The organism is Methanomassiliicoccales archaeon (assembly GCA_014361295.1).
Taxonomy (GTDB): domain Archaea; phylum Thermoplasmatota; class Thermoplasmata; order Methanomassiliicoccales; family JACIVX01; genus JACIVX01.
Map to the genome: position 1 here is coordinate 1,616,693 of JACIVX010000001.1, position 12,790 is coordinate 1,629,482.

A 12,790-nucleotide genomic window follows, 5' to 3' on the forward strand; every position below is an offset into this window, starting at 1 on the left:
AAGGAAATTAGTCGAGCGATTTGAGAAGCTTCGGCAATCCGCTCGATTCCTTTGGTCCGACAATGACCTTCAATCCCGTCAGTTCCTGAAGTTTGCTACTCATCCTGGCGACCATACCAGGAATGATAATTTCGCCACGCTTTGATTTGTTCTTGGCGCCCGATGCTTCGAGGGCTTTCGCAACCATCTCAGGTGTCAGCTTTCCCGCGGCGAATGCGGTCATGACTGACAAACCTTCAGTGTCAATGACCTGTAGCCAAACGGGGATCTTGCTCTTCTCAATATCCCCAACAACGGTGAAGTAGGTGAGCGAAAAGTTCGTCGTGAAGAGAAGCGGTGATTTTTCATCGGGATTGTTGATCGCATATAGGTCTGGTTTAACTTGGATTGGAACCTGTGGATCGGTGTAGATGTTCTGTCGCAGGACGTAGAGTGGTAGGGCTGTAGCGGGATCGATATCATCAAAGGCAACAATGCTACCGTATTTCATTGTCGAAATAAGCCCTCGCAGAATAGCTCTTTCACCTTCACCCGCGTAAACAAATATTGGATAGCCGAGTCCTCTGAAGATCTTCTTCACCGAGATCTTCCGGATGATTGTGCTTTTCTCAATCAGATCTTTAAGCGTTTTAGCGCCGAAGTCGAGGACGATATCTTCGACACCAGCCGCCTTGACCTTGGCAACAAGATCTGCAAGCTGGTTGAGGCCCGTATCCTCGTAAACGACTAGCGGACATTTTGTTTCCTTCGCTACAGCCGCCATCGCCTCAGCGTTCCATGATTTAGCCCCGTGCAAAAGCGGTACCTTCGCTGCAATCTTCGATGCCGCAAGTTTCATCGCATCAGGCTTGTCTGATATCAAAATCATCGGAAGATCGGTCATCTTTGAAACTTCTTCGGCAACTCCAGCAAACTTTTCTGCGTTTCCAGAATCATTCTTAACAGCGATCATGTCCATTTTCAGTAGCTGTCCGACCCTCTCGAATCTGAGGGAATGAGCCTTCTCTACCTTCGCTTTGATCTCGATATCTGAAGAGGAATCTGAAATGATGAGTGCATAGGCCGTGGGATGGAAGAACTTCTTTTCGTGCCTGTATAATTCTGTCTCATCGCCTACTTCGATTGCATTCGGACCTGTACCGATCTTGACAAGCCGGATTGGCGGCGCAGCGGATGCAGCAAGTGTAGCCTTTGCCTGATCCGAAACATAGGGACAGTCTTCAAGCTTCGCCTTCTGGTTAGCTAGTTGCATCGCAAAGGCAAGGCATGTTGGAAATTTACATTCACCGCAGTTCTTCTTCGGCAGGAGCTTGAAAATTTCCATTGCAGTTGGCACTTCAATCACCTCCGAGAAGCTCATTGAGCGCCTTCCTGACAATCTCGACCGCCTTCGGGCTTCTCATGATAAGCATGTCTGCACCCGAAACGAGTGCTGCCAGGGCAGTCGTCGCTTCCCACCAAGCAGCCCTCACATCCACGTCCCCGAGTTTTTCGTTCTCCTCCGTCGCTTCTCTTGCTTTCCATGCAATCGTTGTATCGCAAACCATCGGGACCTGGAGCATGCTGTCGCCCATGAGCGCTGCGAGTCGAATGCGCTCGTTAACTGAATATGAGTACTCAAGACCCATGCCGAGACTTGCCATCAGCGGATCCGCGACGATATTCTCTTTCTTGACGCCAAAATCCGTAAGAAGAATGTTGATCTGTTTTGCCAGGTTGATGTCGAGATTTGAGAAAGCGATAAGTGCGTGGTTGTTTGCCATCGAAGCAGCTGCGATCGATTTGTATGCGCTTTCTTCTGCATGTCCCAGCAGGAGTCTTTCCTTCGCGCCGATATTGCTGACAGCTTCCATCGTTTTTGCATCCTTTTCCTCATGTCCGCAACCATAGACAATAAGCGGGACTGGCACAGCTGCGAGGACTTTACGTACCGTTTCGGCAGCTTCTTGCGGTGACTTGTTTTCCTCTTCTGGATTTGTCGATTGTAATTTAAGGCATATGAGGTCGACTCCATACTTTTCAACCCAGACCTTTGACCATTGGACCGGATCTTCAACAGCGTCACCAAAAGCCTTTCTCGCGAGAGGCGGATAGTCTCTTAATGTATCAATGACCTCGCCAGCGATTGCCGGTCTGTTCACGATCGCCCCTTCAAAAGAGAGAAAGGGCATCCCTGCCTCTCCACCTATAACCACTTTTTTGCCCCTTGTCCCACCATCTTCGGCTGTTGCTCCAATTACAGTTGTACCGATCTTACCCGTCCACTTTTCTTTTGGAATTGGCACCTCAACCATATGGTCTCCTCCTGCGGTAATTTATTGCAGCATCGGGGGCATTTTCAGGGCAGGATGATCGACTTTGATCATCCATTCCATGAGCCCCTCTGCATCGGTGCAAATCGTCTCATCAGCGATCTTATCGACGAAATCTGGTGTGCCAAGTTCCTCACTTCTTTTCTTCAAATCTTCCCTCATCGCTTCTTTGAGGTCCTTTGGCATCCAGGCAATGCGATGGAAACCGCCGTCAGCGGAGATGAACTTCTTGCTGACCAAATACTTTCTTCCGACACCGATGAATCCAGGTGTCTGCTTGCCGCCTCCGACTGATCCGGCGAGTGTTGAGAACTTCATTCCGATCGGTGTCATACCCGGGTATTCCCTATTGACGACGATGACTGCCTGCATATCAGCCGTCATCGCAACGATGCACTCGAAGCAACCGCAACTTGTCATCGGATCTTCCATCATCGTGTACGCGTTGAATCTTTCAATTTTATGATGGCTGAATTCATAGACAGCCTGGTTAACGCCAACCCAGGATCCCTTAACAGGATCGATGACCTCTCCCTTGACGATCGGCTGATTCGGACCAGTTGGTGCGATTTCGTTGCTTGCCTTGGCATCGAGCCAGTTGATTGCACCGCAGAGACCCAACCTCTCTGGCGTAATGACGCAGACATGATCGGGTGCAAAGGATTGACACAACGTGCAGCTGTAGAATGTGTCAACCGATTCGTCAGTCAATCCTGCCATTCTTGCATCTCTCTTCGCGTAAGTCTCGAGCGCTTCAGGCAGTCTCTTTCTGATTTCTGCTTCATCTGTGATGATGGTGACCTGGACACGACTGATAATGCTGCCGAATTCTTCCTTCATCTTTGTGATGAGAATATCACCGAAATGCTTGAATCTCAAGCCTGCTTTCACAGAGCTCTTGCTCAACCTTATCCAGAGAATGTTTCTCTGACCAGTATGCCATGCACCTTCAGCGAAGTTGATGAATTGGTGAATCCTTCTTTCTAGCACAGCCTCGAAATCTTCTTGCATCCTCTTACCGTAAACCTCAACGATGATAGCGAGCGGCGTCTTGCCGCCTTCCTCCATCTCATCAACGTCTTTTCCGATCAGTGTGATCTTACCATCCTCAACTTCGTGTTCCTGACGCATCTTCAGAAGCTCGAAAGCAAGCGTCTTTGCAGCACCGCCCGCTTCGATGTAAGTATCAGGTCTTCTGACCGTTTCGCCTTCGAAGGCGGGTCCGTATGCAACTGGTATGTTGACAGGTGCGAGTTTAACCTTGATATTCCTGACCTCAATTGCTGTCTGGATCATTTTGTCGTAATCTTTCTGTACAACATACTTGTCAGGAATCGCCTCGACATCCTGATCGGTGATCGTTGGAGAACCATTAAAGAGGACGGCGAACTCCGCGGCAACTTTAATATGGTCAAGAGGCCCCATCTGGAGCACAAAGACCTTCGGTCTCTTTGACAGGTATTTATAGAGATTCTCGCGGTCTCCTCTTTTGATGCCACCAAACGCGAGTGCAGCCCTGATTGCGAAGTTCAAACCGTGTATCGCCTGAGTGAATTCCCCAACCGGATACAGCATCCGATCGAGTCCCATCTTGATGTTTTCGTCACGCAGCTGCCTGATGGTGTCGAAGGTCGCGATAATGAGCATTCCCTTGCTCTGACAGTCTCTCACAATCTTAGCAAGATCCTTTGGGTTCTTGGCACAGCCAACGAGCACAGCGCAACCCGGTATCGTGTCGTCGACGAACGCGATACCCAGCTCTCTCAAAGTTCTGTCAGGTACGAATCCACAGTACGGTGTGCCCTCGTAGGGTTTCTCCGTTTCGATGTATTTCAGCGCTTCAACGATTTCCGCCGCAATCATTGTCGCCTCGCCCGCGATCAACGCATTTTCAAACGTGGGCTCCTCTCTGATCTTTCCTCTGACTTTACCGAGGATTGGGGGCAGATCGCCAAGCTTCTTGACTTCTCTTCCATCCCACGCATAAATCGACGGAAGTTCGAAGCCAGTATCTGGATATTCGATCTTTTGATCATATCCATACTTTTCAATCGCAACGCTCAGAAGCTGATCAGCGTATCCTACCGCAATGATTGCCCCTTCGATCGCCATTTCGAACAATCGCTTCTGGCTGATGGGCTCACCACTTTCCACAACATACTTGTGATCAAGACCGAGAACCCAACGTCTGTACTCGACAACATTCAGGAGCTTCTTTGCGGCTTTGAACGGGTCCCTCTCGAAGATAAAGTATCCGCCATAGACGTCTCTTGCTGTGTTCTCGAGCACCTCGGTAACGAGCGATGATCCGAAAATGTAGTTAATCGTTCCCACATGAACGGGTAGGCCAAGAGCGACAGCCCATGTACCGATCGAGACCGCCTTTTCATGATTTGCCTCAGGCGCGCTGGCGACAAAAGGAATCTGGTGAACATCGACACCAAATCGCTCAGCGATCGCCGTTGCAAAATTCGCAGCACGCGTGTTGTCGACGCATGAACCCATATGCCATATCGGGGGTAGATCAACTCCGTTCTTCTCTCCGAGTTCCTTCAGGAATTTCTTGAGACCCTCCCCAGCGTATTTCTCCGTGGCTTCCGGGGAAAGTAAACCCTGTTTCGCAAACGCGCCTGCGGAACATCCTGTGGCGAGCACGAGAACATCGTTCTTGATGAGTGTTTTTGCAATGGTGATATGATTGAAATCCTGCACAGCTTTCTGGTTGTTGCATCCGGCCATCAGAGCGATTCCCCTGATCGTTCCGTTGCGAATACTATCAACAACATGCATGATCGGATCGTCTGGGTTGAATTTTGAGCAAAGTTCCTCGATTTGTTCAAGACTGAATCCTGCAATGACTTCATACTTGACATCTGGTACATTCGCCTTACTTTTATCCCTCTTTTTGAACGCTTCGATCGCCATCTGGATGATTGATCTGGCGCTCTTCTCAGCATCCTCCTCTCTAAATTGAACATGTGTCGCGTATGGAATGTGGACATTTGGCATTGTCGTAACCATCTCGGTGTGAAGACACGAACAGATTTCTGCGACGGAGGGCATGACGCATTGGTAGTCAACAACCATCAGGTCGACAACGCCCGTCGCAAGCACGAGCTCCTGCGAAGCGAAGTTTGAAACCATCGGAACGCCTTTCCTCATCAGCGTTTCATTCCCAGTGCAGCAGATACCGACGATGTTGATGCCTGATGCACCGGCGGCCCTTGCCTCGTCCTCCATTTCCCTCGCGACATCAACGATAATGTCGCTAAGGACTGGATTGTGGCCATGAACTGCGATGTTAACCGCATCCGGTTTCAGCGCGCCGAGATTTGCATGGGTCCTGACGAGTCGCGGTGTTCCAAAAAGAATATCGGAGAGATCAGTCGAAATCTGCATGCCATTGTAGTCGGCAATCGCGCATTTGATGCCGCCAAAAAGAATGGGGACAGGATCAGCATCGCAACCGAGTGTTGTGCGGTGCATGACATCGGAAATCGCATGGTCAATATTATCGGGCATCACACCCTTTTCTTCAAATAACTTAGTGCGGGCCTTTGTGATCGTTGTCGTTGTGAACGTCAACGGCTTGCGCTCGTATCGCGAGTAATCCTCAAGCGCTTGGATCACAACCTTTTTCGCAAGTTCGTTGGTGTCGATTTTTTCGGTGTCGATGCCGATACGCTTGGCAACCCGTTTGAGCTTGCATACATCTTTGATTTTATAGGCCGGGGCTTTTCCTTCGATTGCCTTCAGCATCGTCTCAGCAATATGTCTGCCATGGCCTGAGTGCGCGGCGGCACCGCCCGCGATGTTCCTGATGATGTTTCTCGCAACGATCGTATAATCTCTCGCACCGCAGATCCCTTTCTTGGGTTCCGCACCAAACGGATCTATTCTGCAGGGGCCCTGCAGACAGTTCCTGCAACAGATGCCAAGTTCACCGAATCCACATTGCGGCAGCTGTGTTTCATAACGATCCCAGATCGTCTCAATGTTCTTCTCTGAAGCGGCGATTATTATCGGTTGCGCGCCGGCGTCGCAAGTCTTAGTTACACAAATCTTTTCCTTGGCTTCCATTCTTATATCCTCCTGTCCTCCCTTTTTCTATTTTAAGGATTATATTCAAATTATCGAAATAATTCCATTTAATATGGCCAGGAAAATAGGAAATCTGGCCCACAAGCATGAAGAATGAATCGAAAAACTGGTCCTGATCTTCTGATCTTCCCTTTTTCCACTGACCAATTAACCTTCTCGAGAATTCTTGTAGAGATGACGACACACAGATGGCCTCATCTACCCCTGCTCCACAAAACTGGTTTCGGCGACTCAAATGTGGACATTCATCATCGCTTTTTGCCGTCATCATCCCATTCACTTTTGAGTTCGTTACCCTTTTTTTTCGAACGACAATCTTTCGACTTTCCGGATTTCTCGACGTCTGTCGAAATGAATCTTTGGATGTGCGCGCATGCGAACACATTGATTTCTTTCCATTTTTCCGGTCGTCAGAGGGGCACCCGCGACCTTTTCTCCATTTGATTTTTTGTCAACCCTTTCTTACTGGTTTGGTTTTGCAATCGATTTTGCAGCTACCGTTTCAGAAGCGAAATTACTTACGCATATTTAGTTTTATATCATCGTTAATCGAATCGATGATTAACGAAGTTATTATTCGATCATCGTCACAATGGAATTTCAGATAGGACAAAATGGCTCCTTTTTCTCGGTGATTGTGATATGATTCCTCAATCTTCATTGCGAAAAAATGCTCCCTTTCGCTAATGGGTCAATTGAAACTGCCCTAAATCAGCTACAGGGAATCGATTCTCCACTCAGGGGATTTCAATTTTTTCGATCCTGATGAGTTCATATTTACCCTTGAGTTTCGAAACTCTTTCCTTGATTGTTTCCTTCAGATCCTCAATTTGAATATTTGAGTTTGTGATATCGCCAACAAGCTCGAGTGTCATCGTGTCGTAATAGACGAGGACCTTTGTGTACACTGAAACGAGGTTAATATTGAAATTTGCTAGAATTCTTGTGATTTCGTAAATCGCGCCCGGTTTGTCGGGTATGACAAAATCGATTTCCACGAGTTCAGTATGCGGGTCGAGAAAAGTCAATGAAAGAATCCAAGCGTCCGTATCGCCGACCATCATGACGATCTGCCCGTCGGCAATTCCCTCGATCGTCTCTAGGTATTCAGACGGAATCTCGAATTCTCCATTCTTGATGATCGATGGCGTCCTGTGAATTTTTCTTGTCGTTTTTGTTCTTATTGAACTTCCTGGGGGGATAACCCCTTTTGTATACCGATCGCTGATGTGTGAAGGTCTAATTTCCATTGCTTCCACTTTGTCCACAAGAGAAGACCGTTCTTGCTTCAGTTTTGCGAACTCTTCTTGAAGCGTTTCATAATTGCCGTAATAACTCAAATCGACAAGCATCTTCCACATCATGCAGACGTTTGAAATCACGCTGAGGGAAACGGAGTTGAGAATATCGATATTCCTGTCGCCAAGGAATTTTGCAATCTGTGCACATGCACCGGGAACGTCCAGCATATAGAATGTGGCGTCACAGATTTCTCTGTAGTTCTCGGGACCGAATGTCGAAAGGACGATTTCGTAACTCGTTCTGCCATTGTAATCGTAGCGGAACATTGAACTAAAGACCTGGCTTCCATCGACAAGTCCAAGTGGTTTTCCAATTTTCTCACTTATTTTGATTTTTGACCCCTTGAGTCTTGCAAAGTCCCAAAGTCTCATTCCCAAGCCCGAGTGCCCTCAATATGATCTCCCCTGATAAAAGTTATTATCCATTTCTGATGGATTATTGAAATCGTAGTTTGGAAAAAATCGGGGTCAAGAAATCAAAGAAGACGACTCGGGACTGATTTCGAATAGTATATGTAGCTAAAGAAAGCAAGTGTACTGATTATAAAGAAAGCAAGTGTACTGATTAACAACGAATCTAAATAAATTGGGATTCAAATTCAAATAAAAAGAGAGAGAAAATTCAGCACTCTTTCACTTTGCTCCCATGAGCTTTCTCGAGAGCACAACGCTGAGCGCTAGCAGCGCGAATGCAAATAGCGCGAGTCCACCAAGGTCAATCCAGAGATTGTAGATCGGGTTCGGATTGTGGAATATGAATATTCTTGCTGCATCGACGGCAAGCGTCAGCGGGTTGTAGTTGGCCACAGTCTTCAACCAATCTGGCATCAGCGTTGTTGGGAATAGGGCCGCAGATGCGAACATGATCGGGAGGTTCAGTAGGTTAATCACGCCGAAGAGAGTCTCCTGGTTTTCAACGGCAAGCGCAATTGTTGTGAATAGCGATGCAAACGCAATTGCAAGAAGCAGCATAGCGAGGAACAACCCAGCGAAATCCAGCACATTGAATCCAGGGTTGAGAGTTAGCCCAGTGAGTCCAGGCACATATGTGAAGAGGAGTGCAATGACGAAGACGATCAGCATCTGAATCATAGCACGAATGACCGTTGCTCCAATTCTTGAAACCGGAATCACCCCTCGTGGAATCGGCGATGCGCGCAGCTTGTTGAGGAATCCAAATCTTCTATCCCAGACGATCGACATCCCACCGAACATGCAAGTGAACAAAACGATCACAGCGAGCATTCCCGCAGCCATATATGAGAAATAATCTGGGGCCCCGGCAAACATTAATGAGAAATTAAACTGCGGTAATGATCCTGGCATCTGATTGCCTGTTGGAATCAACTTGTTAAGCTGGAACGCCTGTCCAAAAAGTCCTAACCAGACGATCGGTTGTATGAGAGCCATGAAAATCTGAATTTTGACGCGATACCAGTGTTTCAACTCGCGAATCATCAGCGTCCAGGTCTGCCTGAGAACATTTGTTCCTTCCATTTACCTTCGCCTCCTTGCCTGAAGAGCCGCAGCTCTTCGCTGAGATTTATCCATCGATCCAGCTTGCTCAGCATCCCGTAGCGACCTTCCAGTGTATTCGAGAAACACTTGGTCGAGATTTGGTCGCTCGAGGTGCACGCTTTCAACGATTACTCCATTATCAACGATCACTTTGAGGAGTGAGGGTATGATTTTCTCGCCATTAACGGCCTTAATCCTATACTCGTCCCCTTCTTTCTTTACGCTCACAACACCTGCGACATTCTGAATCAGATTTGTTAGATCGGAACCGCTGTTCACCTTGATCTGGACAACATCTCCTCCGATCGAGCGTTTCAGCGTTTCAGGTGAATCCAGTGCCATGATTCGTCCGTGATCGATGATCGCGATGCGATCGCAAAGGGAATCAGCTTCTTCGAGATAGTGTGTCGTCATAAAAATCGTCATGTTGTGTTTCCTTTTCAAATCACGGATGTGATCCCATATAGCCGCCCTCGTTTGGACATCAAGGCCCAATGTCGGCTCATCAAGGAAGAGAATGGATGGTTGATGAATGAGTCCTTCCGCAAGCTCAAGGCGCTTTCTCATTCCTCCTGAGTAGGTCTTAACGAGTCTGTCCGCCGCATCTTCGAGTTTGACAAGTGCGAGTAATTCATCGATTCGTTCGATCGCTTCTCGTCTTGGAACACCATAGAGGTCTGCTTGAAGGAGCATATTCTCTCGACCGGTCAGATCGTCGTCGACAGTCAGCTCCTGTGGAACAAGACCAATGAGTTTTCTCACTTGGTAAGGTTCTTTCGTGACATCGTGACCGAGAATTTTTGCAACACCGCTTGTCGGTTTAAGCAGGGTCGTGAGGATCGAAATCGTCGTCGTCTTGCCTGCCCCATTGGGACCAAGAAATCCGAAGATCTCGCCCTTTTCAACATGAAAGGTCACACCGTCAACCGCACGAATCGTTCCATTGTATATCTTGACGAGATTTTCGACTTCCACAACAGCGTTCAAGGTGATTCACCCCTTTCCACCTTCATCATTTTTTCGATTTCTTCGATCTTACCTTGTACCGACACAAGTTTCGAAATGAGAATCTCCCTCACGTTTCTGAGAGTCTCCAGTCTTTCTTTGGGATCGCATATGTCCTGGTCGAAATCGCTGAGGAAAGCGCGTATATGCTTTTCTGGATTTTCATCACGAACACCAGACGCGGCGCGAGCCAGTATATTTAGGTAACGAATCATGAATTCGATATCGGCTGGGATTTTAGCGATGCTTTCAGCGACGAAGGCATTGCCCTCCTCTGAAAGGTAGTAATAATCGGTACCGTCCCTCGTTTCAGATTTGACGAGTCCGTGACTTTCCAATTTTTTAAGAGCTGGATAAATCGAGCCAGTTTGAGGAGTCCAAATTCCCTTGAATTCTTCTCTCAATCTCTTGAGTAACTCGTATCCATACATTGGCTTTTCGCGAAGTATAATCATCATTGCGAATTGAAGTGGACTAATTCTTTTGTCTTTATAGCAGTACCCTTTACCGATCATGCACCGTGTCTCCTCTCTTTCTAATTGATTTTCGAATTTTCAGTTTCTTAATGATGGTCTGTGAATTCTTTTCAAGGTTGGGTTATTGAGTATCGCGGAACTGAATTGCCCGCTACTATACGAAAACTCCTATTTAATCATTTTCAATTCATTAAGAATGATCATGAAGGACGGTTATGAAACGTAGAAGTACGAAGCAGTGACATCGAATCCCGTAAGATTGATCGTCAGCATTCCTTTTGAATCGTTTGCAATCTAATTCATTCAATCTCAATGAAAGGGTTTAATCAATTTTTGGTATTTGCAATCTCGAAGTCCATCATAGTTGATCGAAATATAGATCGGAAGTATCTTCCTCTCAATTTTCTAGTCATTTTATGAATTGCTAATTTAGTAAATCATGCAAAGAAAAATCAAGAAAGACTTTATGGCGGCAAGAATATTTTCGTTCGGAGGAAAGAAAAATGCCTTACGAATACGTGGTTCTCGAAAGAGATGAGGGGATTGCTATCATCACGATTAATCGGCCAAAGGTTCTGAACGCGTTGAGAACAGATGTGCTCCGGGATTTAAAAGAGGCGCTCATGGAATGCGAAAATGATGACACTGTGAGGGTGGTCATCATTACTGGAGCTGGTGATCGCGCATTCGTCGCCGGTGCGGACATCGGAGAAATGAGTGAGCTCGATCCCATCAAGGCTAGGGCTTTCTCGGAATTCGGAAACAGCGTTTTCCTTTACATCGAGAAGATGTCAAAGCCGGTGATCGCAGCGATCAACGGCTACGCGCTTGGTGGCGGCTGCGAATTGCTCATGGCCTGCGATATCGTCATCGCTTCGGAAAAGGCAAAGATTGGGCAACCAGAGGTCAAGCTTGGAATCCCGCCAGGGTTTGGAGGAACGCAAAGGATGCCAAGACTTCTTGGGAAAATGAAGGCCAAGGAATTGATTTTCACGGGCGACATGATCGATGCGCAGGAGGCGCTGCGGATTGGCCTCGTTAATAGGGTTGTGCCTCCTGAGAAGCTGATGGAAGAAGCAAAGAGTCTCGCAAAGACAATCGCCTCAAGAGGGCAGATCGCGGTAAGAATGGCAAAGCAGCTCATTAATGAAGGAATTGATGTTGATCTTGAGACTGGGCTTGCCCTCGAAGCAAAAGGCTTCGCGATTTGTTTCTCTACAGAGGATCAGAAGGAAGGAATGAAGGCATTTTTGGAAAAAAGAGAAGCAAAATTCACTGGGAAGTAGCTCTCTCTTTCTCCAACTCCTCTTTCAATTTTTGAACAGCTAAAACAACATCCTCCGTCCCTTCTACGTCGAGAGGCGAGATGCCTTTGAGGTCCGCTTCTATCAGCATTCTATTGAAAGGGATTGTCGCCGCGAGTGGCAATCCTGATTTTTTCAGCGTTTCTTCGACGACATCCTTCTCACTTCGGGATGTCGCTTTGTTCAGCACGGCCATGATCCTTTTGATCCCGATTTGATTTGCCAGTTCCTTGATCTTGCCCGCCGTTTCAAGCGATCGCATTCCCGGTTCGACAACAACAAGCATCACATCCATATTCCTCGAACTCGCCCGTCCGAGATGCTCAAGTCCTGCTTCCATGTCCATGATCAGATACTGATTCTTCTGCAACACGAGGTGTCGTATGAGGTTTTTGAGAAGCGCACTTTCAGGACAGAAACAGCCTCCTCCGCCTGTGTTGATCGTTCCAAGCACGAGGAGCTTAACGCCGTCCTTCCCCTCCACAGCGTACTTCGCCGAGATATCATCGACCTTTGGATTGATCGTGAAGACGCCGCCATAGCTTGAGCCTGGTCTGACGCCCGTTCTTTCCTCGATGAGATCGAGCATTCTTGAAAGAGGGACAATCTTCTCCCTTACTTCTCTGGGAACTCCGATCGCACTCGCGAGATTTGATGCTGGATCTGCGTCAAGAACGAGAACTTCCTTCCCTTCTCTTCCATAGAGCCTTGCTAGAATACCAGCGACTGTCGTCTTGCCGACACCCCCTTTACCAGAAACAGCGATTTTCAGC

At 47.5% G+C, this 12,790-nt stretch carries 10 protein-coding genes and 1 pseudogene; 1 reads left to right on the plus strand and 10 read right to left on the minus strand.

Annotation, left to right across the window (positions count from 1 at the left end; genetic code table 11):
• Window positions 1-7 precede the first annotated feature (7 nt).
• From H5T41_08050 to H5T41_08090, 9 genes and pseudogenes are all read right to left on the minus strand, one after another.
• Complete coding sequence (locus H5T41_08050; protein ID MBC7108721.1) at window positions 8-1,360, minus strand: acetyl-CoA decarbonylase/synthase complex subunit gamma; 1,353 nt, start codon at window positions 1,358-1,360, stop codon at window positions 8-10.
• Complete coding sequence (locus tag H5T41_08055) at window positions 1,338-2,294, minus strand: acetyl-CoA decarbonylase/synthase complex subunit delta (GenBank protein ID MBC7108722.1); 957 nt, start codon at window positions 2,292-2,294, stop codon at window positions 1,338-1,340. The genes H5T41_08050 and H5T41_08055 overlap by 23 nt, the downstream gene beginning before the upstream one ends.
• A 21-nt stretch (window positions 2,295-2,315) precedes the next feature.
• Window positions 2,316-4,424, minus strand: a complete 2,109-nt coding sequence (gene cdhC / locus H5T41_08060) for a CO dehydrogenase/CO-methylating acetyl-CoA synthase complex subunit beta (protein MBC7108723.1) — start codon at window positions 4,422-4,424, stop codon at window positions 2,316-2,318.
• 57 nt (window positions 4,425-4,481) lie between these two features.
• Window positions 4,482-6,392: pseudogene (gene cooS, locus H5T41_08065) on the minus strand (anaerobic carbon-monoxide dehydrogenase catalytic subunit).
• Window positions 6,361-6,684 carry a hypothetical protein gene (locus H5T41_08070; protein MBC7108724.1) on the minus strand — a complete coding sequence of 108 codons (324 nt, stop codon included), beginning with the start codon at window positions 6,682-6,684 and terminating at the stop codon, window positions 6,361-6,363. The pseudogene cooS and the gene H5T41_08070 overlap by 32 nt, the downstream one beginning before the upstream one ends.
• 466 nt (window positions 6,685-7,150) lie before the next feature.
• A complete protein-coding gene (locus H5T41_08075) occupies window positions 7,151-8,086 on the minus strand; it encodes a hypothetical protein (protein ID MBC7108725.1) in 936 nt (311 codons plus the stop codon).
• A 261-nt stretch (window positions 8,087-8,347) separates the two neighbouring features.
• Complete coding sequence (locus H5T41_08080; protein ID MBC7108726.1) at window positions 8,348-9,211, minus strand: ABC transporter permease; 864 nt, start codon at window positions 9,209-9,211, stop codon at window positions 8,348-8,350.
• Window positions 9,212-10,219 (minus strand): ATP-binding cassette domain-containing protein, encoded by a 1,008-nt coding sequence (locus H5T41_08085; GenBank protein MBC7108727.1) that lies wholly within the window; start codon window positions 10,217-10,219, stop codon window positions 9,212-9,214.
• A complete protein-coding gene (locus tag H5T41_08090) occupies window positions 10,216-10,752 on the minus strand; it encodes a PadR family transcriptional regulator (GenBank protein ID MBC7108728.1) in 537 nt (178 codons plus the stop codon). Before H5T41_08090 ends, H5T41_08085 begins: the two co-directional genes overlap by 4 nt.
• A gap of 464 nt (window positions 10,753-11,216) precedes the next feature.
• Here H5T41_08090 and H5T41_08095 point away from each other — a divergent pair, with 464 nt between their 5' ends.
• Window positions 11,217-11,999 carry a short-chain-enoyl-CoA hydratase gene (locus tag H5T41_08095; protein MBC7108729.1) on the plus strand — a complete coding sequence of 261 codons (783 nt, stop codon included), beginning with the start codon at window positions 11,217-11,219 and terminating at the stop codon, window positions 11,997-11,999.
• On the opposite strand, the gene H5T41_08100 is transcribed toward H5T41_08095, so the two are convergent.
• Entirely contained in the window at window positions 11,986-12,789 is an 804-nt protein-coding gene (locus tag H5T41_08100; protein MBC7108730.1) for an AAA family ATPase, read from the minus strand. The two genes, H5T41_08095 and H5T41_08100, sit on opposite strands and share 14 nt — an antisense overlap.
• Window position 12,790: the final 1 nt, after the last annotated feature.